Origin of the sequence: Halomonas sp. AOP7-E1-9, assembly GCF_052376035.1 — a bacterium.
Taxonomy (GTDB): domain Bacteria; phylum Pseudomonadota; class Gammaproteobacteria; order Pseudomonadales; family Halomonadaceae; genus Vreelandella; species Vreelandella citrativorans.
The window spans coordinates 34,315-56,919 of record NZ_JBQSVC010000026.1 but is presented as its reverse complement, the minus strand read 5'-3'; the positions used below and the strand labels follow the sequence as shown (position 1 = coordinate 56,919).

Below are 22,605 nucleotides of genomic sequence, written 5' to 3'. Positions count from 1 at the left end.
GGGTAACATCGATGTCATCGAGCAAAGCTTGGGCGGCGGAGAGTAAACGCTCGCCGGTCGCCGCAATCTCGACGTCAGTACGCGTCAACATTGCCAGTGTGGGGATGTCCCGCTGCGGCGCGTCACTGTCACGATAAAGACGCAGAGTGGCTTCTAGAGCGGCCAGGGTCAGCTTGTCCAGGCGCAGGGCACGTTTTAATGGATGGCGCTTGATCGTATCGATAAGGTCACGGCGGCCAACAATGATGCCTGCCTGCGGGCCGCCCAGTAGCTTGTCGCCGCTAAAGGTGACGACATCGGCTCCGGCGGCGATTGCCTCGCGAGGTTGCTCTTCATGAGGCAGGCCAAGCGCGGAGAAGTCGGCTAGTGCGCCGCTGCCCAGGTCAACCATGAAGGGGACTCCCTGCGCGTGTGCAATACTCGCCAGTTCGCGCTCGGGCACGCTCTTGGTAAAACCGGTGATGGCGTAGTTGGAGGTGTGTGCCTTGACGATCAACCCGGTGCTCTCGCCCATAGCGGCCTGGAAATCCTTGGCATGGGTGCGGTTGGTAGCGCCTACCTCATGCAGCCGACAGCCCGCCGCGGCCATGATGTCGGGCATGCGAAAGGCACCGCCTATCTCAATCAACTCGCCGCGTGATATGACCGCCTCGCGGCCATTGGCCAGAGCGCTCAGGGTCAGAAGTACAGCGCCAGCGTTATTGTTGACCACGGTGGCTGCTTCGGCGCCAGTCAGCTCGCAAAGCAAGGGTTCCACTAGGCGGTCGCGGTCGCCACGGCCGCCGCTCTCCAGATCATACTCAAGCGCCATGGGATGGCGGGCGGCTTGAACCATGGCCACAATGGCGGGCTCGGCAAGTGGCGAGCGGCCGAGGTTGGTATGAATCACCGTACCGGTCAAATTGAACACGCTGCGGCTATTAGGCCGTACCAGCTGCTCCAGGCGTTCAAGCACTCGGGCAGTGAGTGTATTGATAGAGAGGGCGGCAAGTTGATGCTCGGTAAGCTCCGAACTCCCCGCAAGGCGAGAGCGCTCGCTCTCAAGGGTCAGGCGGATGGCCTGCCTGACCAGGCGCCCACCATGGCGCTGCTGGGCTTGCTGCAGAGTGGGGTGGGTCAGCAGAGTGTCTACGGCGGGCAGGCTGCGTCGAACGTCCATTGTTGTTTTCAATCCATGCCGGGATTCAAATCCCAAGGTATAGCATGGCTGAGCGCGGGTCGTCCATGGTCGCTCGGGGATGCCCTTATTCGCCAACGATCAGCAGCGGGTTGAAGCCGCTACGAAAATACTGCTTTTCCTCAGCAAGCAGAAGATCCAGCGCCAGGCTCGCAAGGTCATCAGCGAGGGGTTCAGCATGTGCATCGAGCTCATGTGGCATGATTTTGAGATAGGAGTGACAGTCGCCACAGGTCTCGGCCTGAGTAGGAAGCAGGCGCTCGCCGCTCTCGTCCTCAAGGCTCAGGTAGTCAAGCTTACCGCTCTGATCGCAGACACTGCACTTGGAGCGCTCCAGATACCACTGTGTCGCGCATAGCCCACACTGCAGGTAACGCACCCCGCTGCGTTTAGAATCGATCTGGATGATGCTTGCCACCGGCAGTGAGCCGCAACAGGGGCAGATCGAACGGGCCTCGGCGGAGGGGCGCTTTGGCGGTTGGGGCAAGGTGCGTGCCAAGCGCAGCCAGGCCACTTGCAACGCTGCCGCTACCAAGGGCATCAGCCCACGGCTTGCTTCAGGGCCGGGACGCGCTTCCAGCACTTCCTGGGCAAGGCGGTCGATTTCCTCCCTGGGCAGCTTACGCAGGGTGTCGAGCAACGGCCGCTGCGCCTCACCGACATGCAAATCGAGGCCATCGAGAAGTGCTGCGAGTTCACTATGAAAATCGATGTCGCGGCAAATCGCTTGGGCACCCAGCGGCGGCATGCCGTGCTCAAAGGCCAGCGCAAAGGCGCCCGGCTCGGGCAGCCACGCTGGGGTATTGTGCTCGAGTGCCCGCTGCTGTGCTTGGGAGAGCTGTGCCATAAAGGCCAGAAAATCACGCAGCGGTTCGATACGCTCGGAGAGGCCACGCAAGCGCTGTGCGCGCTGGGCAAAGTGCTCCTGCTCGGGCAGCACCACGGAGGGGGGATCAATAACGCCCATCGGGGCATTGCCATATGCGTGATTCACTTGGGCTCCTCTCTTGTCATGGTCGTGTGCGGCTGCTTGGTCATCTCGCGCTCCTTGCGCTCTTTGTCCATTTCCTCCTCGTACCATAAATCATGATGATGTTTCGCCCAAGGCTTGCTGACCCGGCCACGAATCATGGCGGTGAACGACCCCTTCACCCAGATACCCGAGTAAATGTGGATGATCAAGGTAATGATCGCGAGAAAAGCCACATAAGCATGCCCAACGGCGGCCAACCGACGTAGTGTGATGGGGACGGCATCGGCAAAGTAGGGTTGCCAGATGAGCAGACCGGTTACCAGCAACAATGGCACGCAGAGCACCATGATCCAGTAAACGAGCTTCTGCCCGGCATTGTTCTTACCTACCGGCGGCAGACGCTCGTCATGATTACTCAGCACGTCCTTGATCTGCTTGAGCCACTGAATGTCATGGCGCTTGATCAGGCTCACCTTGAAGAAGCGGATCACCATGATCACGAAAAATAGCGTCATACACAGCCCAATATACGGGTGCAGGATGCGCGTCATGATCGGGCCGCCGAACAGACCGGTTAACGACCAGAAGAAGGGGTGAAAAAAGGGCAGCCCACTGAGCACCAGCATCACGAAGCTGATCGCGACGAGCCAGTGATTGATGCGTGAAAACGTATCATATCGCAGGATGCCTGGGTCGGATTTGGCATGCGGTTTCGGCTCATTCATGGCTGTTTCTCCTCAGGCTCCTCGTCCTCCACTCCTTCTTCCACCTCTTCCGGTGTTTCCTTGGGGCCTGCGGTGAGGTAGTGGAAGAACCCGGCAAATGCGGCAAGCCCGATAGCTGCTGAGGCCAGCGGCTTGGGTATACCTTTCCAACCCTCGACCAGAGGACTGATGCGCGGGTCCTTGGGCAAGCCGCTGTAGATCTCCGGTTTGTCGGCATGTTGCAGCACGTAGATCACATGGGTGCCACCCACCCCTTGAGGGTCATAGATACCGGCATTTTCAAAGCCGCGCCCTTTGAGAAAATCGGTGCGCGTCTCAGCGAGATCGAGCATATCCTCCTTGGTGCCGAACATGATCGAACCGGTAGGGCACGATTTTACACAGGCTGGTTCCAGGCCATGAGAGACACGATCAGAACACAGTGTGCATTTATAGGCCTTGGAATCCTTTTTCGAAATCCGTGGAACATCAAAAGGGCAGCCAGTGACACAGTAGCCGCAACCGATGCAGTGCTCGGAGTTGAAGTCAACGATGCCGTTGGCGTATTGGACGATAGCGCCAGGTGCCGGGCACGCCTCAAGGCAGCCCGGTTCGGCGCAGTGCATGCAGTTGTCCTTTCGGATCAGCCACTCCAGGTTGCCTTGCTCGTTCTCGTGCTCGTTGAAACGCATTACCTGCCAGGAGTCGGGCGTAAGGTCAGTCGGGTTGTCGTATTCACCCACGCATTCACCCACCTCGTCACGCAAGTCGTTCCACTCAGAGCATGCCACCTGGCATGCCTTGCAACCGATGCAGCGGGATACATCAATCAGCTTGGTGACAGTTTCAACGCTGCCGCTTCGCCTTTGAGGCGAAGGTACTGAGGTCGCTGAGCGGGCGATGATATTCTGCGAGTTGATTTGTTCCCCACGCATGCTCTCCTCCTTGCGTTATAGCTTTTCGACCCGTACCAGGAACGACTTGAACTCCGGCGTCTGGGTATTGGCGTCACCTACAGAGGGCGTCAGCGTATTGGTCAGGTGAGCCTGCCTGGTTTCGCCCAGATAACCCCAGTGAATCGGGATGCCTATCTGGTGCACCGTATGTCCCGCTACCTGCAATGGACGAATGCGTTTGGTCACCACCGCCACCGCTTCGATATGGCCGCGCTTGGAGCTGACGCGGACTCGGTCACCTTTAACAATGCCCAGTTCGTTGGCCAGAGTTTCGCCAATCTCCACGAATTTTTCCGGCTGGGCGATGGCGTTCAAGCGGTTGTGCATCGTCCAGTAGTGGAAGTGTTCAGTGAGGCGATAGGTAGTCGCCGCATGCGGAAACTCCTCGAAGGTGCCGAAATTGGCTCGATCCTGCTCGAACACCCGCGCCCCTGGATTGTTCTTGGCCAGCGGATTGTTGGGGTGCATCGGATTATTGGCGATGGGTGTTTCAAACGGTTCGTAGTGTTCCGGGAAAGGCCCTTCGACCATACGGTCACGGGCAAAGAACTGCCCTCGCCCCGTCTGGTTCATGATGAAGGGGCCCTGAGCTTCTGTCGGTGCGGATTCCACCGGGAAGTCGGGAACGTCATTACCCACCCAGCGATTGCCGTTCCACCAGACAACCGCCTTGCGCTCAGCCCACGGCGCGCCGTCGGGACGTGCGCTTGCCCGGTTGTAGAGTATTCGCCGGTTGGCCGGCCACGACCAGGCCCAGCCCAGCGTCTGGCCGACGCCGTAGGGGTCGGAGTTGTCGCGGCGGGTCATCTGGTTACCTTCATCGGTCCAGCAGCCGGCAAATATCCAGCAACCGCTCGCCGTGCTGCCATCGGCACGCAGCATGCCGAAGTCCTCGATCTGCTCGCCCGCCCGGCAGACAATATTGCGCTGTTCATCAACCACGTCTTCGAGTGCCCAACCGTTGTACTCCCGGGCTATTTCGTTAGCGCTTGGTTCTGCCGGGTAGCGATAGGGCCAGCTTAGATTGAGCAGCGCATCTGAAAAGACGCCGCCTTCGTCACGATACATCTGCTGCATCCGCAAGAAGATGCCCGCCAGAATGGCGGTATCGGGAATCGCTTCGCCCGGGGGCGGTGCCGCTGCCCAGAACCATTGCAGCCAGCGTGAGCTGTTGACGATGGAACCGTCTTCCTCGGCAAATGCGGTGGTCGGCAAGCGGAACACTTCAGTATCGATCTCGGCGGTGTTCACGTCGTTGAATTCGCCATGGTTCTTCCAGAACTCGGCGGTTTCGGTTCTCAGCGGATCGATGACCACCAAGTACTTCAAGCGGGAAAGCGCCGCACTAGTCTTGGCTTTATGTGGAAAGGCGGCTAGCGGATTGAACCCTTGGCAAATATAGCCGTTGATTTCACCATGGCTCATTCGCTCGAAAGTATGCAGCACGTCATACAGGGTCTCGCTGAGCTTGGGCAGCCAGTCATAGCACCAGTTGTTTGTTTCGGTGGCCGCATCGCCGAACCAGGCCTTCATCAGGCTGACATGAAAACGCTCGTAATAGCGCCAGTAGGACACTTCACCAGGCAGGAGGTCCGGGCGGGAGCGATCAAGGATATAGGCGTCGTAATCCTGCTCGTCGGCCTCGGGCAGCGACATGTATCCAGGTAGTAAGTCCGAGAGCAGGCCTAAATCGGTCAGCCCCTGGATGTTGGAGTGCCCACGCAGAGCGTTGACGCCACCCCCGCGCATGCCCATGTTGCCAAGCAACAACTGAAGCATCGCCGCAGTGCGAATGATCTGCGAACCGATCGAGTGCTGCGTCCACCCCAGTGCGTAGAGGATCGTCATGGTCTTGTCGTCCACGACGGTCGCGGCGACCATGTCCCAGACGTGCAGAAGCTTGTCACGAGGCGTACCGCACACTGAAGAGACCACATCAGGGGTATAGCGACTGAAATGCGCACGCATCAATTGGAATACGCAGCGGGGGTGTTGGAGCGTATCGTCACGCAGGGCATAGCCTTCGTCGTTATACTCGTACCGCCAGGTCTCTTTGTCGTAGTCGCCATTCTCGGCGTTGTAGCCGGTGAACAGGCCATCCTCGAAGCCGAAATCCTCGCGCACGATGAGGCTCGCGTCGGTGTAGGCGCGTACATACTCATGATGGATCTGATCGGTTTCGATCAAGTAGCTGATCAGACCGCCCAGAAAAGCGATATCGGTGCCGGTACGAATTTCCGCGTAGTAGTCCGCCACCGCTGCCGTGCGGTTGAAGCGGGGATCGACCACCACTAAACGGGCATCGTTGTGCTCCTTGGCTTCCATCACCCAGCGAAAACCAACGGGATGCGCCTCGGCGGCATTGCCACCCATGACGAGAACAAGATCAGCGTTGCGGATGTCGACCCAGTGGTTGGTCATGGCACCGCGACCGAATGTTGGGGCAAGACCTGCCACCGTCGGTCCGTGTCAGACGCGCGCCTGGTTGTCGAGTACCACCATGCCAAGGCTGCGGACTATCTTCTGTGTCAGGTACGCCGTCTCGTTGGTCGAGGCGGACGCCGCCAGCATCCCGGTCGTGGTCCAGTGGTTGACGGTATTGCCTGCATCGTCCTGGGTGACAAAGTTGGCGTCGCGATCATCCTTCATGTGCCGGGCGATACGTGTCAGCGCGTCGTCCCAACTGATGCGTTTCCACTCATCAGTGCCGGGTTCGCGTACCTGAGGATACTTGAGGCGCGATTCACTCTGGATGTAGTCGAGCAGCCCCGCACCCTTGGGACACAGCGAGCCGCGACTGACCGGATGATCCGGGTCGCCCTCGACATGGTAGATGCTATCAATGCTGTTGATCGCCCCATCGCCGCGGCTATAGAGCAGCACGCCGCAGCCCACCGAGCAGTAGGTGCAGTTGCTGCGGGTTATCTTGGCGCCGGTAAGCTTGAACTGGCGAACTGAGGCGAGCGCGGGCTCAGGTGCAAAGCCCATCATGGCCATACTGGAGGTGGCCATGCCGACTGCCCCGAGTTTAAAAAACTGTCTTCGCGTAACCTTCAGAGTCATCCCGGCCTCCTATCGATTTGTTCTGAATGTCGTCACTTCCTGAGATGGCATATCCGTTAAGCATAGTGCGTCTGTTCTTGTTTGTCGGTGCGTCGCGGTGTCGTTTGTCCAATGAGAAGGTTGCCACTAGGGCTTGCTATTAACGGCTTATTCGGGCGAATCGGACGTGCTGCCCTGAGATTCACCGTCTTCCCGGCGCCCACTGTCGTCGGCTCCCAGCGGTTCATCCGGCAAAAGTGCTTCCTCGCGCTCAGGTGTCTCGGTTTCGTAGGTGGACCCAGCATCGGGCTGAGAGTCCGACGTCTGGAACATGGCATCGCCCCGGGATTGACCACCACCGGTGGTCTCATCCTCCTGATCCATATTCGCCCCGGTAATGCCGCTGGTGGTACCCGCCGTGCCGGTATCTATATTCGGCTTCTCGGGCATGGCGTTGGGAAGTACGCCGCTTTCATTCTGAGGCGCTGCTGGTTCGGAGGCCTGAAGCGTGATGGTGGCGCCAGTGCTTAGCAAGGCAACAAGGAGGGGGAGCGTGCGTCGTATCATGCTGGAACTCCTCGAATGAGCTAAGTCGAATGGGTCAAGGCCTCTGCCGCTGAGCGATCCACACTGGCTACTATTTAAGGGCAGCGATGCCGTATCTACCTTCTGTATAGACAGTCGCGCCGCTTGGCGCAAGAATATGGGTTAAGAGGTGTTCATCCCGTCATCGTTATTCTACTTCTTACTCCCACTGGTACTTTTTCTCTTTGTATAGCTCTTTTTTGGCTTGCTCGTACGCTTGGCTGGGCTGCGGACTCCATGGACCGGGTGGGTGCCAGATTTTGTGCACGGGATTAGCGGGTGTTTTCTCTATGACGGGGCCAAGAAATTCCAACACCGCTACGACAACCTCCGAAAACGCCTCCGGCACATGGTCTTGGCCAAGGCGCTTATGGAACGCCTGCCATTGTGGCTGCTTGCTGTCCACGAAAGCGGTAGAAAAAGGGTTAGTTTCAGGGAGTGCCGTATGTCGGTTAGCAAAGGTTCTTGTTATAGCGCCATCCAGGTTCGAAAGCGTGAAAGAGTGCTGCCGCGAAAGTATCCAAATATCGTAAAAGTCTTTCATGCGGCTGTTCAATTCACCCAGATGGACCATCGCCTGAAACTTCTCAGCAATGGATGATTCCGGTGTATAACAAAGAATTCTGTCGGTAGGGAAGCCTAGTAGGCCGGGAAATGTCTGCCAGGAAGGCAGCGGAAAAATAATGTCGCCAAAACCAATATCCAATTGCATGGGGATTTTGGCATTATCGAGAAATCCGGTAAACGTCACCCTAATCCCTTGATAGTCGGCGTCTTCGGTAATGGTTTCGGCTTTTAGCGTATTTAAGTCAAACGATAATCCATCATCCATTACGCCCGTAGCCAACACATCGCTCACTTGGGCCAGAATGGCATCTGGGCGATTGCTTGTTTGACCCAGCATATCGATATCACGCGTCGGCCGAATGTCCGGCCCCTGCATAACCCAAAGCAGTAGGGCACCCTTTAGCGTAAAACTGCGGTTATGAGTCGATTGGCTAAGCCGGTAAAGAAACCGCTCCATAGCGAAGTACTGTAGTAACTCTTGGAAGGGGCGTTTTTCTTCTCGGGATTTATTCAGCAACTTCTGGCGCACAGACGCGGCGATGTTTTTGGCCACCGTAGTCTCCTGTCATCTTGTTGGTTCGTTGACTGAGTGATTCCGCTCAAAGCTTGGCCTCTACATAGGGCGCCATCACCTTCGCAACTCGGCAGATGCTGGCGTATTCCATCAGTTTCCCAGGCCGGAATGTTTTACGGTTGCGGTAGAGCTCAAGCGCCTCCAGCACCACATCCATGCCGATACGGTTACGGAACTTGAAGCAGTCCGCCAGGGTTTTCTCCGGGTTGTAGACCTGTAGCGTGATGTCATCTACTTCTACCTGCTCGATGCCTGTGCTGAAGGCCTGCCCTGAGAACCGATAACCGGCCACCGGCGGATAATCCAGAACCGGCAGACGGGCATCCCGTTTCACCGCTAGATGCACTTGGTGAGGAATCTGGGTGGTAATGCCGTGCCAGTCTAGCGCCGAAATCAAGCAGAGCACGGCATGGGGAAAACGGGTGGCGGTGGCCACCAAATCTGGATTATCAATCGGGGGAAGGTCCGCCAGTCGATAGAGGCCACGGCTGACCGGCTCAATCAGCCCTTCATCACGAAGGCGATAGAACTGGTACCGGCTGATACCCAGTGTCAGGGCCTCACTCAGGCGAAGCTTACCGCCTTGCTGGCGGAACAGGGTTTGAAGTTGAGTCCGAAAAGATCGGGTGGAGCAGGATTCAGACAAAGTGTCACCACTTGTTTATATGTGGTGATACTTTGTCTGATCGCGCTTGAAGATTCAAGCGGCAGCTTCGTCGGGGGTGTTGGACTGGTCGAGCGCAAGCAGTTTCTTACAATGCGTAGCATCCATGGCGTACGTGAACTTTCTGTTCAGGCGATAATGAAATCGGGGCCTAGCTCTAATAAAAAAAGGCATGACAGGCTTTAGTGTAACAAGGTGTCTTATAGGTGTTGGGGGCCGTGTTTCATTAACTTGCTGGCGTCGCCAAAGTTGAACCCCCAGTCAGCGTTGCTTGGCAGGTTTGCGTTTCATATAGCTGGCGCGTTTGGTTTTAGTGCTTTTCCTTGGCTTTGCCGGGCTACCCGCTGCACCTTGGGCTGTTTGCAAACTCTGCCTGAGTTTGTTCGCGTCACTTTGTTCGAGCAGGGCGCGAAGGTCTTCCAGCAGCGCATGCTGAAAAGCGCCTGCATCATCCTGCTGTTCTGAAATGGCGCGCAAGCGCTGCTCCCAAAGGGCGGTGCGTTCCGGCGTGCTGACGGCGCTGGGTAGGGCGGTGATTAACGCGTTCCCCAGTTTGGTGGCACGTAGGGCTTTTTGTTGGCGCACCAGGTAGCCGCGTTGCACCAGGGTTTCGATGATACCGGCGCGGGTGGCTTCGGTACCCAGGCCATCGGTGTCCCGTAAGGTCTTGCGAACGTTCGGGTCATCCACGTAGCGGCCGATGTTCATCATCGCCTTGATTAGGCTGGCATCGGTAAACGGCTCGGGTGGGCGGGTTTCCTTTTCCTCTACGCCTGCACCCAGCGCTTTGCAGTGCTCATTTTGGGTAAGCGATGGCAGCGGCGGCGCTTCTTCTTTCGTGGTGAAAAGCGGTTTCCAGCCAGGGTCGAGAATGCTTTGGCCGCGGGCACGGAACGCCTCGTTTAACAGAGTGAACTCGGCTTTCACTTCAAAGGTGCGCAAAGGGCGATAGAACTGGGCCATGACGTTGCGCACCACCAACCGAAACACGTGGCCTTCGGTGGCCGAGAGCTGACTGAAATCAGCAGGCTTGCCGGTAGGCGCCAAGGCATGGTGGGCACCCACCTGCTTGTCGTTCCACGCCTTTGAGCGCAGCGAGAAATCGGCACCATTCAGCCACCGGCTGAGCGTGTCATCATTTTGGCAGGCGCCGGTTAAGCTGCGCTGGGCAAGGGCCAAGTGCTCTTCGGGAAGATAGCGACAGTCGGAACGCGGGTAGGTGATCAGCTTGTGCTGCTCGTAAAGGCGCTGGCAAATATCCAGCACCATTTGTGCGGAAAGCCCAAAGCGTCGGGCGGCATCTACCTGAAGTGCGGAAAGCGAGTAGGGCAGCGGCGGCGCCTGACGTTTTTCCTGCTGGTCGAGCTTGGTGAGCTGGCCGGTTGCACCCGGCAATTGGGCGGCCAGCGCATCGGCCGGCGTGCGATCAATCAAGCGGCCTTGATCATCCAGCGGCTGGTGTTCCTTGGGCGCCCACCAGGCGCGTAGCTGGCCTTTTTCAACCTGTAAGTCCACCCAGAGCGGATAGAACGGGTGCGGCCTGAAATCTCGAATGGCGTTATCGCGGCGCACAATCAGCCCGAGTACCGGTGTTTGCACGCGGCCCACGGAAAGTACACCATCGTGGCCCGCCTGGCGGCCGGTGAGCGTCCAGGCACGGGTCAAGTTGATGCCATACAGCCAGTCAGCGCGTGAACGCGCTTGCGCTGCCTGAAAAAGCGGCTGGAATTCTTGATTGGAGCGCAGTTTGGCGAGGGCGCGACTGACCGCTGGGCGGTTCAAATCGCTGATCAACAGGCGTTGAACCGGGCCACGGTACTTCAGGTGCTCAATCACTTCCTGCACCAGTAGCTGGCCTTCGCGGTCCGGATCGCCAGCATGAACAACATCAGTGGCCTGCTTGATTAACTTGCGAATCACCGCTAGCTGCCCACGCGCTTTATAATGCGGTGCCAACTTCCAGGTGCCGGGCACGATGGGCAAGCGGTCCAGCCGCCACTGTTTATCGGCGGGGTCGTAGGCCTCAGGTGGGGACTGCTCAAGCAGGTGGCCCAAACACCAGGTCACGGTGGTATCACCGCACACAATAGCGCCTTCCTGGCGTTTGGGGCTTCCCGGCAGCGCTTCAGCAATGGCCCGGGCAAGGCTGGGTTTTTCGGCAATAATCAAGCGCATGCGAAGCGTGGCCTTAACGTCTGTTCGAAATGCGCCTATGGTAACAGTAGCGGTGACTTATAGGGCAGGGCAGTGGGGATTGATATGCGCGAACGCGGTAGAACACGCAGGTTAATGGGCCTAGGTGCACGCACGGGCGGTGCGCTTCTCAAAACGCGCTTGGGCGGCCAGGCGGATTGGCGTGCGTTAGGTGAGGCGCTGTTCGAAGGGCTTTCCGAGCTTAAAGGCCCGGCAATGAAGCTTGCTCAAATGATGTCGCAGTGGGATGACCTACTGCCGCCAGATTTAGCCGATGAGCTGGCGCGCTTGCAGCGCCAGGCAGAGCCAATGCCTTGGTCGCGTATCCATGAAGCCTTGGTGCTTCAGTACGGCGATATCCATGAGTATTTTACCGAGATTGAGGAGCGGCCTTTTGCCAGCGCTTCCATGGGTCAGGTGCACAAGGCGGTCACCCTTGAGGGCGAAACGGTGGTGCTGAAAGTGCAGTACCCCGGTTTGGCGGACGTGCTGGAAAGTGATTTAAAACAGGTGCGCCGCATTATCGGGTTGGGGCGTTGGTTCAAGGTGCCTCAGGCGCGCCTGGATGCGCTGTTTGAAGAGCTGGCGGCGGGGCTTCGCGATGAGCTGGATTATCAGGCGGAAGCAAATGCCTTGGCGCGGTACCGAGAGCGTTATCAGAGCGATTCGCGAATCATCATACCCAAGCCGCTGTTTGAGCTTTCGGGCCAGCATGTTCTGGCCATGTCTTACGTGCCAGGTACGCCGCTACGTGAGTTGGAAGGCGCCGATGATACAGTGCGCCAGAAGGTAGCCACCACGCTTGCCGACTGGATTACCCAGGAGCTGTTTACCCACGGCGAACTGCATGCTGACCCGCATGCAGGTAATTTTGCGGCAGATGAGCAAGGTCGGCTGATTATTTACGATTTTGGTGCTGTGATTGCGGTGCCCGAAGCACGTATTGAGGCGATGATGCATTTGCTCAGCGCCACGCTTGATCATGACCCCATGGCTATGGATGACGCACTCGTCAATTTGGGCGGCCGCCAAGGCCAAGGCGCACCGTTGGCGCTTTACCGCGAGACTGCTGAAAGTGTCTCTCCACTGTTTGAGCCGGGTGAGCAGGATTTCAGCGATGTGCGTGTGCACCGCCGCCTGCGTGAACTGTCGCCCAAAGTGTGGGCGGCGATGGACCGTTTGCAGCCCCCTGCGGATACGCTGCTACTCTCCCGAGCGCTGAATGGCCACTACTGGAATCTGGTGCGTTTAAAAGCGCGGCTGGATATGCACGCACGGACCGCGCCGCTGTTTGAGTGCGTAGCCCGACGATAAAGAGTTTACCGCTGCGGCCATGTGCACCTTCATGGTAAGCTATTGCGCTTTTAAACACAGTGGAGACGGCAATGCTAGCGGTATGGGTCGATCAGCTGCTGGGATTTGCCTCCAGGGCACTCTCGGCAATCAGGCAGCAAGAACACTATCCCGATTTTATGACCTGGGCACGCGATGAGGGCGCCAAGTCATTTAACGGTGATGTCGCCACCGCCCAGGCGCTGGCCCCTATTTTATGGTCACAAACGCCGTTGGCCAGGCTGGATTTTGCCAGTGAACCGCTGGCGACGCCAGGGCGTAACGAAGCTTGCTGGTGCGACTCTGGGCGCAAGTATAAGCAGTGCTGTTATCGCGTTGATTTCCCCACCGACATTCCAGAGCAGATGATGTGGATGTTGTCGCTGCGTGAATGGAAGGGCGCCACGCTGAAGTCTGCATTGGAGAGCCGTCAGGCGCCGCCGCAGGCACTGCTGGAAGCCGGGCTGATTGCCGCAGAAAGCGGTCAAACTGGCCGGGCGATGCAGATTCTGGAGTCACTGTTTGATGGCAGTGACTGGTCGCGGCTGCCAGAGCAGGCCGAGCCCGCCTTTGAAATCCTGCTGGATATCTATCAGGAGCGTGGCTTTACCCGCAAACGGGCAGACCTACTAGATGAAGTGATGGAGCGCGGGCCGCTGTTTTTACGCGGTGTTGCCCTTGAACGGCTCTGTTTAATGCATTTGGATAATGATGATTTGGACAGCGCCCGGGCAGCCTTTGTCAAAGCCCAGCAGGCCCTGCCTGATTCGCCCACGCTTGCTTATATTGAGGCGATGTTGCTGCTTCATGAAGGCCATGAAGAAGAAGCCAAAGAGCGGGCTAATTTCTGGTATCGGCGCCTGGTGCGCCAGGGTGATCTTGACGAGGAGCAGTTGGATTTTCTTGCGGCACTTGCTGATAATCCTGGGGCGACGCTTGCGGATCAGCTGTTAAGTGCTGAAGAGGACCTGGCCACGCCGCTGGTATCCCTGCAAACACTGCTTGCTGTCCTTCCTACAGCGCCCAAGCTTGATATTAACACCGACCCGGAAAGTGGGCATTTGCATTATGTGACCACCGCACGTGAAGCGACCCTGTTCGCCGCTTGGCATGAGCAGTTCCAGGTAATGGTCGATGAAGATGTGGCGCTGGGCTTTCGCGACGACCCGTGGGGCAATGCAGAGGAGTGGATGTCAGCGCTCTGCGCGCACCCTGAGTGGCTGGATGCGCCTCAGGTCGTTCAGGATGTCACTCTCGCGCTTACCAGCCGTTTTGGAAGCCTACCGTGGATGGCGCCAAGCCTGCTGGAGCCGCTGGCGGTGCGTCTTTCACGTTGGCTGGAACAAGCCCGAGCCGCAGGTAATGGCAGCCTGTGCTGGGATGATGCTGATAATGCCATGCTGCTGCGCACAGGGTTGGCGCTAGTGGTCGGCATGGAGCGCGGCGCACGCCAGCATTCGCGAGAGCTGGCTGAAGAGTTGTTAGCCATCGACCAGGAAGATAGCCTGGGCCTTAAAGAGTTGGTGCTTGACCAGCTACTGCGCGATGACCGCAACCAGGAAGCGCTGGCACTCACTGAGGAGTCGGAAGACGATGATGGCTCACTGGTGCTTGGGTTACTAATGGGACGCACGTTGGCGCTTTATCGCTTAAATGAGCATGAGGCGGCCGAGGAGGTGCTTGGCGACGTCACCGCTCATAATCGTCACGCGCTTGAGATGATCTGTGCGGAAAAACCGCGCCCAGCGACACCTTATGCCGATGGCCAGGTGGACCCAGGTTCACGTGCTGAGGCGTGGCAGTACCGTACGCTGATGCGTGATCAGTGGCGTACCACGCCAGGTGCGCTTGAGTGGCTGGATAGCCACCGCTAACCCTCTTCTTATGTACGAGCTTACTCTTCCCACAGCCGCTCAGCGCGGCTGTGGGGTGGGCACCAGCTGCTTGTCGCGGCTAATCCAGATAGCCAGCAGAATGGCGGGTAACCCCAGCAACGTAGCAACGATAAAGAACGTGACATACCCTTGGGCGCTAACCACTAGCCCGCCAAAGCCGCTTAAAAACTTCCCCGGTAGCGTCATCAATGATGAAAACAACGCGTACTGTGTTGCCGTATATGCACGCGACGTGAGCGTGGAGAGAAACGCAATAAACACGGCGCTTGCCAATCCATTGGCCAGGTTATCGCCGATGATGGTGACCACCAGCATGGGTACCTGATTGCCGATCAATGCAAGTACCGAGAACAGCAAATTGGTGAAGGTGGCGGCAACGGCCCCCAGTATCAGCACCGGCCCAATACCGTAACGTGCGACCAGTAACCCGCCCAGAAGACCGCCGCCAATACTCATGGCAATACCGAAGATGTTGGTCACATTGGCAATCGTTGCCAGTGAAAAGCCAAGATCAATGTAAAGCGGGTTAGCCATCGACGCCATGGCAAGATCGCTTATTCTAAACACTGCAATGAACACCAGAATGCCCAGCGCTTTTACCCCATAACGACGAAAGAAATCGGTAAAGGGGCATACGATGGCGCCGATAAACCAGGCGCCCATGCGGCGTAGCACTTTAGGTTGGCCACGGCTAGCGCGAATAAACGCACGTACTTTAGGTTCATGAATTAACTGCACCGAGAGCGACGCCCGCTTGGGCTCGGGGCGAATCAGCACGGTGAGGACACCCACGCCGACGAGCGCCGCCATGGTTAAGTAGGCCACGTCCCAGGAAATGGCTGACGCTACATAGAGCGCCCCGGCGCCTGCGGCCAGCAGGCCACCCCGGTAGCCGATAATGTAGGTAGATGCCATGGCGGCCTGGACGTCGTCATCGGCGGACTCAATGCGGTAGGCATCAATCGCAATATCCTGGGTAGCTGAGCCAAACGCTACCAGCAGCGCAAACGCGGCTACCACGCCAAGATTACCTTGGGGATTAACGCCTGCAAGACCCACAAGCCCCGCTGCAATCATTGCTTGGGCCAGCAGCATCCAGCCTCGTCGCTGCCCGAACATGCGCGTGAGGACCGGCAGGGCGAGCCTGTCTACCACGGGCGCCCAGAAAAACTTGATCGAGTAGAGCATTCCTATCCACGCGAAAAAGCCGATGGCGGCGACGTCAATCCCGTCGCTACGTAGCCAGGCCGACAGCGTAGAAAAAACCAGTAAGAACGGTAAGCCCGCGGAAAACCCCAGAAACAGCATGGTAATAACAGGTGCCCGAAAGTAAATCGCCAGCGCGGCTAGCCAGCTACGCTGGGGTAAAGGGGTGGGCATATCGTTCAACTCCAGAAGAGACGTTGGCCTGAGCCAAGTGATAAACTGCATCAATGTTTATGACAATGTTGATAGCTTACCGGAGAGGAGTTTTCCATGTCGATCACGGCACATCAGGTCGTTACGTTGCACTATGTGCTTAGCGATGTTTTAAGCGATAACAGTGAGCAGGTATTGGATGATTCACGAGCCCGCAATAAGCCCCTTGAGTATCTGCATGGCCACGACAATATCGTGTCTGGGCTTGAGCGCGCATTAGCTGGCCTAAAGGCCGGTGATGAAGTAACGGTGACGCTTTTACCTGAAGAGGCCTATGGCCTGCGCAATGAAGGCCTGGTACAAGAAGTCGGCCGTGGCTCGTTTGGTAACGCCGACTTAACGCCGGGCAGCCGCTTTCAAACCGAAGGCGAGGCCGGGCCGCAAATTGTAACGGTAGTGAGCGTGGCAGGAGACCGAGTTACCGTAGATACCAATCATCCGTTGGCAGGGCGTACGCTGAGCTACCAGGTAAACATTCTGGAGCAGCGTGAAGCAACACGGGCGGAACTGGCAAAAGGACATCCGCTTCCACCGGGAACCGAGCATGCCAAGGTAGAGGATCGTAAAGTGCTTTAAGTTGAGCTGCGTTAAGCGCGTCTCAGCGTGGGTGTTTAAAGGCTGTATTAAAATGACTCAAAAAGGTTCGTGGCACCTTCTTAAAATTTGACCCAGGTCAGAGACTGATATAGTGCGGCTCGATAAGATGATGACCAGTTAGCGCACATAAGCCGCTTTAGATTGGGGAGTCCCAAGCGGTGTGCCAGTGACCCAAATGCGAGTATTGTCACTCATTTTCTTGGTTAGTAGGCGCGTGGCGACGCCCGTTATTGATGCAGCATGCCACGCAAGCAAACGCCTGCTAAGCCTTGCGTCAGGGGAGGGGGTTTACTTTAAGAAGTAAGCTTCCTTTTTACCGGCCCACTGGGCCGGTTTTTTTTGTCTGCGACATAACGATGAGTACGTACAAGCGCTGTTAAGCCTGTGTGGTTGTTAAGTCGCGAGGATCACCGCCGCGTTGAGACACGGCGGTGGGACGAGATGCTGCTTTACTGAGCTGTGGGGTGCGCGCTGGCTTTTTCGAGCAGGAAATCGACAATATCATCTGCTGGAATCATGGTCGCTTCACTGTCACGGCGGCCCTTGTATTCAAGCTCGCCGTTATCCAGGCTACGGTCACCAATTACCAAGCGGTGAGGAACGCCCATCAGTTCCAAATCAGCAAACTTAACGCCTGGGCGTGTATCGCGGTCATCAAGCAGTACGTCCAGGCCTGCGGCTGTTAACGCTTGGTAAAGATGCTCTGACTCTTCGCGAACGCGCTGGGATTTATGCGCATTCATGGGCACCAGCGCGACCTGGAAAGGAGCAATTGCGTTAGGCCAAATAATACCGGACTCGTCGTGGTTTTGTTCAATCGCTGCTGCCACCACACGAGTAATGCCAATGCCGTAGCAGCCCATCCACGGATGGCTGGTTTTGCCGTTGTCGCCCAGCACGCTCGCGTTCATGGCTTCAGAGTATTTTTGACCTAGCTGGAACACGTGGCCGACTTCAATGCCGCGCTTGATCGACAGCGTGCCTTCACCATCCGGTGACGGGTCGCCTTCAACCACTTTACGTAAATCGGCGACCTGGGGCAGGGCAACGTCGCGCTCCCAGTTAATGCCAAAGTAGTGCTTGCCATCAATATTCGCGCCCGCGCCAAAGTCACTCATCAAGGCAACGCTGCGGTCAATGATGACCGGCATTTTAAGGCCGATAGGGCCTAGTGAGCCAGGTCCCGCGCCTACAGCAGCACGAATTTCTTCTTCGTTTGCCATGGTGAGCGGCGTCGCTACCTGAGGAAGGTTTTCTGCCTTGACTTCATTAAGCTCGTGGTCGCCGCGCACCAACAGCGTAATCAATCCGCCTTCAGCAGCATGAACCATCAATGTTTTTACGGTTTTTTCGATAGGGAGCTTAAACTGCTCAACCAGTGCTGCGATGGTTTTGGCGTTTGGCGTCTCTACAACGCGCATTTCTTCACTGGGCGCTGCGCGCTGTACATCGCTACCTAACGGTGCCGGTAAGGCTTCAGCTTTTTCCATATTGGCGGCGTAGTCAGAGGCATTCGAGAACACGATATCGTCTTCGCCGGAGCTTGCTAGTACATGGAATTCGTGAGAGCCGGTGCCGCCGATAGAGCCGTTATCCGCAATCACCGGGCGGAAGTCCAGCCCCAAACGGGTAAAAATTCGCGTGTAGGCGTCGTACATGGCCTGGTATGTCTCTTTCAGCGATGCTTCATCCAAATGGAAGGAGTAGGCATCTTTCATGATGAACTCGCGCGAACGCATCACTCCAAAGCGTGGACGGATCTCATCACGGAATTTGGTTTGGATTTGGTAGAAGTTAACCGGCAGCTGCTTATAGCTTGCTATCTCTTTGCGCACCAGGTCCGTAATGACTTCTTCATGGGTCGGGCCTACGCAGTAGTCACGATCATGGCGGTCTTTTACGCGTAGTAACTCAGGGCCGTACTGCTCCCAGCGACCAGACTCCTGCCATAGTTCTGCCGGCTGAACGGCGGGCATCAGTACTTCCTGACCACCGGCACGGTTCATTTCTTCGCGAACAATCGCTTCTACTTTACGCAGTGTACGCAGACCCAGCGGAAGCCAAGTGTACAGGCCAGAGGTCAGGCGGCGAATCATCCCGGCACGCAACATTAACTGATGGCTAATGACTTCGGCGTCGGCCGGGGTTTCTTTTAACGTAGCGATTAATAATTGGCTGGCGCGCATGGGAGATAACATTCCTTAATAGTATAAAAGCCGCTGGTTTAGCGTTGAATGAGGCTATTGTACGGCTTAGCGGTTAGCGCGGCAAAATACTGCCGCCAGCATGCCCGTTATCCAGGGGGCTGTTTGTGTTAATATGAACGCGTTTTCACATGTGCTCGCGGGCAGTTTTCCTGTAAAGCTATCTTTTAAAGGTATCTTTTTGCCTGCGCGCTTTTTTGAATTTTTGAGAGAATCTTGATGAAGCAAACTGTACGCCGTTGGTTATCGGGAGCCGTTGTGGGCGCCTCCATTATTGCATTGACTGGTTGCGGTACCCTGTTTCATCCAGAGCGGAAAGGCCAATTAAGCGGCCAAATTGACCCGGTAGTGGCCATTGCCAACGGTGTGGGTCTTCTGTTTTTCATTGTTCCCGGTGTTATTGCCTACGCGGTCGACTTCTCAAATGGCACGATCTACCTGCCCAGTAATAACAGCGCTTCTGTTGATGTTCTACACCTTGATCGTGACTTAAATCTGGCGTCACTTGAAAAGTTGTTGTCCGACAAGGCGGGCCAGCCGGTTAGCCTGGAAAGCGAGCTGGTGATGATTGAAGAAATGAGCAACCTTGAAGAAGCGCTGGCAATGGTGCGGATGTCGGGTGTGATGGATGAAGAGCGCCTGGCGACGATGTAACGTTTAAAGCCCTACATCAACAAACCTTCATTGAAGAAAACGAGATCCCAGGGCTGTACTGTAAGTCTGCCTGGGGATCTCGTTTTTTATTGGTTGTTGGTTATTAATGATTAGTTATTGGTTGGGCGCCGTCAGCTTTAAGGTGATTAAACCCGCGATTAACCCCCAAAATGGCCCAGCAATACCCAGTAGCGTAATGCCTGAACCGGTCAACAAGAAAGTGACGATGGCGGCATCACGATGTCGGCTATCGGCAAAAGCACTGGCTAGCCCGCCTGCCAGTGTGCCAAGCAGCGCGATACCCGCCAGGGCAATCACCAGTGCGCTGGGTAGGGCGTTAAACACGCCGGTCACCGTCGCGCCAAAAATCCCCATAATGGTATAAAAAATGCCAGCGGCCATGCCAGCCGTGTAGCGGCGCCGTGGATCAGCGTGGGCATCAGGGCCTATGCAGACAGCGGCACTGATCGCCGCCATATTGAGCGCAAAGCCACCAAATGGTGCAAGCAGCAGGCTTGCGCCGCCTGTCCAACTGATAAGCGGTGAGCTGTCAGGTTGATAGCCTGCCGCGCGTAAAACCGCCACGCCTGGTAGATTTTGGGTCGCCATGGTAATGATAAAAAGTGGAATGCCCACGCCAATCAGGGTCGTTAAGGAGAATGCAGGCGCAGTAAAAACGGGCATGGCCGGAGTCAATGGAATATCGTTTAAATTGATTTGCCCCTGCGCAAATGCAAGCCCCAGCCCGGTGACGAGTACGCCGGGTACCGCAAGGGTGGGCCATAAGCGACGGCCTGCTATCCAGGCGGCCAGCATAACGAGTGGGATTAGCCACTGTGTCTCGATAACGTTAAACAGCCCCAGCCCAAAGCGCAGCAGAATGCCAGCCAACATGGCGGCCGCTATCGCGCCTGGTATATAGCGCATTAAACGATCAAACAGCCCCGTTACGCCGCATAGCGTAATAAGCAGCGCTGAGAATAGAAAAGCGCCAATAGCTTCATCAAGCGGGATACCCGGCAAGCTAGTGGCCAGAAAGGCGGCGCCTGGCGTCGACCAGGCGGTTAGCATCGGCATGCGGTAACGCAGCGAAAGCCCGAAGGAGGTAACACCCATGCCAATTCCCAGCGCCCAGAGCCAGGAGCTTATTTGCGCTGCGGATGCGCCGCTAGCCTCTGCGGCCTGAAAAATAATCGCTGCTGAACTGGTATAGCCAATGACGACGGCAACAAACCCAGCCGTCACCGTTGATAGGCTAACATCCCGCCAAGCCGAGTTGTGTGGCCGTGGCGAGGTGGCATGCTCTTCGCTGGATGGCGCCTCCATGGTATCTCCTCGCTAACGCTTATTAGTAAATGTGCGTTATAGCGCACAGTTGTGTAGGCTACCACCGTGCGCTATAGCGCACAACGCCATTAAGAAGGCCTTACCCTAAAGAGATATGCGCCGTTTAAGGGGCCCTTGCTCATGAGCTTGGGCGGCGATACGTAGCTAAAAAAGCAACAGAACATGCCGGCCCGAAGGGCTGGCGAAGTGAAAGTCATTATCAGCACGGAAAGATACGCATCGCGGTGCCGATTAAATGCGTGTGTCGCTTTGACGAGTGAGTCAGTAAACTTCTTTTATGGCGTTAAAGGGGGAGCCCTATGGCGAGTGAAGTTCACACCATTGCTGAACATATAGCCAGCACGGTTAAGCAGTTACGCAATAAACAGGGCTGGAGCCTGGATCGCACAGCGGCTGAAACAGGCGTAAGCAAAGCCATGTTAGGGCAAATCGAGCGTGGTGAGTCGAGCCCGACCGTATCAACGCTGTGGAAAATCGCCAGTGGCTTTCGAGTGTCGTTTTCTACCCTATTCGACAGCCAAAAACCGGTTCAGGGTGAGCTACGCCGGGATAGCGGAGAGTCGGTATGGGGAGATGACAGTGCAGGTATGCAGGCACGGCTGATTTTCCCTTATGATCCATTGTTGGGCTTTGAAATGTTCATGATTGAGCTGGCGCCCGGCGCGATCAGCGAGTCAGCGCCGCATGCCGAGGGCGTGGTAGAACATATTGTGGTGGTTGAAGGGGAGATGGAGCTGCGCATTGATGACCGTTGGCAAACGCTAAAGGTAGGCGAGGGGCTGCGCTTTTTTGCTGACCGCCCCCACGCAATGCGCAATGCCACGGCCACGCGCTTACGCTTTCATGATGTGATTCACTATTTGCCGGGGGCGGCCTCTTCTGCTTGAGTGCGCAGCCAGCTGATTTCTTCAGGCCAGATATCAGGCTCTACGGTTTCTAAAATCATCGGGATCCCATCAATGCGGGCATCCTGCATGATGGTGGTAAAGGCAGGCAGGCCAATATTGCCTTTTCCTAAACTGTGGTGGCGGTCAACCCGGCTGGCAAACGCACTTTTGGCATCGTTTAAATGCATACCGCGCAGATACTCAAAGCCTACGATGCTGCCAAGCTCATTTAAGGTTGCCTGTGTCGCTTCGGCGGTTCGTAAATCATACCCCGCCGCAAACGCATGGCAGGTATCGATACATACGCCAACGCGTGACTTGTCATCGACATGGCGAATGATTTCCGCCAAGTGCTCGAAGTGCCAGCCAAGGTTAGTGCCTTGCCCAGCGGTATTCTCGATAACGGCCGTTACGCCTTGGGTATGCACCAGCGCTTCGTTAACCGATTCCGCAATACGTTTTAAGCAATCCGCCTCGCTGATTTTGTTTAGATGGCTGCCGGGGTGAAAGTTAAGTAGCGTCAGCCCTAGTTGTTCGCAGCGCTGCATTTCATCCAAAAAAGCCGCACGGGATTTCTCAAGCCCCTCGGCTTCCGGGTGCCCCAGGTTAATCAGGTAGCTATCGTGGGGAAGAATTTGCTCTGGGCCAAAGCCATGCTGGCGACAAGCGGCTTTAAAAGCCTCAATTGCCTTATCGGTTAACGGCTTGCCTTTCCACTGGCGCTGGTTTTTAGTGAATAGCGCAAAGGCATTAGCGCCTATTTCCACCGCACGTTGCACGGCCTGGTCGGCTCCGCCCGCTGCGCTAACGTGTGCACCTATGTATTTCATGAACC

At 56.6% G+C, this 22,605-nt stretch carries 18 protein-coding genes; 5 read left to right on the top strand and 13 right to left on the bottom strand.

Annotation, left to right across the window (positions count from 1 at the left end):
- The 9 genes from selA to ACT3R4_RS13745 form a co-directional block, all read right to left on the bottom strand.
- The coding region (gene selA / locus ACT3R4_RS13785; protein WP_496201869.1) for an L-seryl-tRNA(Sec) selenium transferase at positions 1 to 1,159 on the bottom strand (1,159 nt) is incomplete at its 3' end.
- An 85-nt stretch (positions 1,160 to 1,244) separates the two neighbouring features.
- Positions 1,245 to 2,171 (bottom strand): formate dehydrogenase accessory protein FdhE, encoded by a 927-nt coding sequence (gene fdhE / locus ACT3R4_RS13780; RefSeq protein ID WP_441679348.1) that lies wholly within the window; start codon positions 2,169 to 2,171, stop codon positions 1,245 to 1,247.
- Positions 2,168 to 2,875 carry a formate dehydrogenase subunit gamma gene (locus ACT3R4_RS13775; protein ID WP_441679347.1) on the bottom strand — a complete coding sequence of 236 codons (708 nt, stop codon included), beginning with the start codon at positions 2,873 to 2,875 and terminating at the stop codon, positions 2,168 to 2,170. Before ACT3R4_RS13775 ends, fdhE begins: the two co-directional genes overlap by 4 nt.
- A complete protein-coding gene (gene fdxH, locus ACT3R4_RS13770) occupies positions 2,872 to 3,789 on the bottom strand; it encodes a formate dehydrogenase subunit beta (protein WP_172116476.1) in 918 nt (305 codons plus the stop codon). Before fdxH ends, ACT3R4_RS13775 begins: the two co-directional genes overlap by 4 nt.
- Positions 3,790 to 3,804: 15 nt before the next feature.
- Positions 3,805 to 6,867 (bottom strand): formate dehydrogenase-N subunit alpha, encoded by a 3,063-nt coding sequence (fdnG, locus tag ACT3R4_RS13765; RefSeq protein WP_441679350.1) that lies wholly within the window; start codon positions 6,865 to 6,867, stop codon positions 3,805 to 3,807.
- Positions 6,868 to 7,020: 153 nt separating this feature from the next.
- Complete coding sequence (locus ACT3R4_RS13760; RefSeq protein ID WP_172116477.1) at positions 7,021 to 7,419, bottom strand: hypothetical protein; 399 nt, start codon at positions 7,417 to 7,419, stop codon at positions 7,021 to 7,023.
- Between the two features lie 178 nt (positions 7,420 to 7,597).
- Complete coding sequence (locus ACT3R4_RS13755; protein WP_441679346.1) at positions 7,598 to 8,557, bottom strand: nucleotidyl transferase AbiEii/AbiGii toxin family protein; 960 nt, start codon at positions 8,555 to 8,557, stop codon at positions 7,598 to 7,600.
- A gap of 46 nt (positions 8,558 to 8,603) precedes the next feature.
- Positions 8,604 to 9,224: a type IV toxin-antitoxin system AbiEi family antitoxin domain-containing protein gene (locus ACT3R4_RS13750; RefSeq protein ID WP_441679345.1), complete on the bottom strand. Its 621-nt coding sequence runs from the start codon at positions 9,222 to 9,224 to the stop codon at positions 8,604 to 8,606.
- Between the two features lie 279 nt (positions 9,225 to 9,503).
- Complete coding sequence (locus tag ACT3R4_RS13745; protein ID WP_441679344.1) at positions 9,504 to 11,417, bottom strand: DNA topoisomerase III; 1,914 nt, start codon at positions 11,415 to 11,417, stop codon at positions 9,504 to 9,506.
- An 84-nt stretch (positions 11,418 to 11,501) separates the two neighbouring features.
- On the opposite strand from ACT3R4_RS13745, the gene ACT3R4_RS13740 reads away from it, so the two are divergent.
- Positions 11,502 to 12,749, top strand: a complete 1,248-nt coding sequence (locus ACT3R4_RS13740; protein ID WP_441679343.1) for an ABC1 kinase family protein — start codon at positions 11,502 to 11,504, stop codon at positions 12,747 to 12,749.
- Positions 12,750 to 12,820: 71 nt separating this feature from the next.
- Positions 12,821 to 14,641 carry an SEC-C metal-binding domain-containing protein gene (locus tag ACT3R4_RS13735; protein WP_441679342.1) on the top strand — a complete coding sequence of 607 codons (1,821 nt, stop codon included), beginning with the start codon at positions 12,821 to 12,823 and terminating at the stop codon, positions 14,639 to 14,641.
- A gap of 39 nt (positions 14,642 to 14,680) precedes the next feature.
- Here the strand turns inward: ACT3R4_RS13735 and ACT3R4_RS13730 are convergent, their stop codons facing one another.
- Positions 14,681 to 16,042 carry an AmpG family muropeptide MFS transporter gene (locus ACT3R4_RS13730; RefSeq protein WP_441679341.1) on the bottom strand — a complete coding sequence of 454 codons (1,362 nt, stop codon included), beginning with the start codon at positions 16,040 to 16,042 and terminating at the stop codon, positions 14,681 to 14,683.
- Between the two features lie 96 nt (positions 16,043 to 16,138).
- Between ACT3R4_RS13730 and ACT3R4_RS13725 the strand changes: the two genes are divergently transcribed.
- A complete protein-coding gene (locus tag ACT3R4_RS13725; protein ID WP_441679340.1) occupies positions 16,139 to 16,657 on the top strand; it encodes an FKBP-type peptidyl-prolyl cis-trans isomerase in 519 nt (172 codons plus the stop codon).
- A gap of 470 nt (positions 16,658 to 17,127) precedes the next feature.
- Here the strand turns inward: ACT3R4_RS13725 and ACT3R4_RS13720 are convergent, their stop codons facing one another.
- Positions 17,128 to 18,864 (bottom strand): proline--tRNA ligase, encoded by a 1,737-nt coding sequence (locus tag ACT3R4_RS13720; RefSeq protein ID WP_441679339.1) that lies wholly within the window; start codon positions 18,862 to 18,864, stop codon positions 17,128 to 17,130.
- A gap of 237 nt (positions 18,865 to 19,101) precedes the next feature.
- Between ACT3R4_RS13720 and ACT3R4_RS13715 the strand changes: the two genes are divergently transcribed.
- The gene (locus ACT3R4_RS13715) at positions 19,102 to 19,536 is read left to right on the top strand and encodes a hypothetical protein (protein WP_087105633.1); all 435 of its coding nucleotides are present in this window, start codon (positions 19,102 to 19,104) and stop codon (positions 19,534 to 19,536) included.
- A 114-nt stretch (positions 19,537 to 19,650) separates the two neighbouring features.
- On the opposite strand, the gene ACT3R4_RS13710 is transcribed toward ACT3R4_RS13715, so the two are convergent.
- Positions 19,651 to 20,862 carry a benzoate/H(+) symporter BenE family transporter gene (locus ACT3R4_RS13710; RefSeq protein ID WP_441679338.1) on the bottom strand — a complete coding sequence of 404 codons (1,212 nt, stop codon included), beginning with the start codon at positions 20,860 to 20,862 and terminating at the stop codon, positions 19,651 to 19,653.
- 320 nt (positions 20,863 to 21,182) lie between these two features.
- Between ACT3R4_RS13710 and ACT3R4_RS13705 the strand changes: the two genes are divergently transcribed.
- Positions 21,183 to 21,770, top strand: a complete 588-nt coding sequence (locus ACT3R4_RS13705) for a helix-turn-helix domain-containing protein (RefSeq protein WP_193056347.1) — start codon at positions 21,183 to 21,185, stop codon at positions 21,768 to 21,770.
- Here ACT3R4_RS13705 and nfo read toward each other — a convergent pair.
- Complete coding sequence (gene nfo, locus ACT3R4_RS13700) at positions 21,740 to 22,600, bottom strand: deoxyribonuclease IV (protein WP_172116487.1); 861 nt, start codon at positions 22,598 to 22,600, stop codon at positions 21,740 to 21,742. The two genes, ACT3R4_RS13705 and nfo, sit on opposite strands and share 31 nt — an antisense overlap.
- Between the last annotated feature and the right edge of the window lie 5 nt (positions 22,601 to 22,605).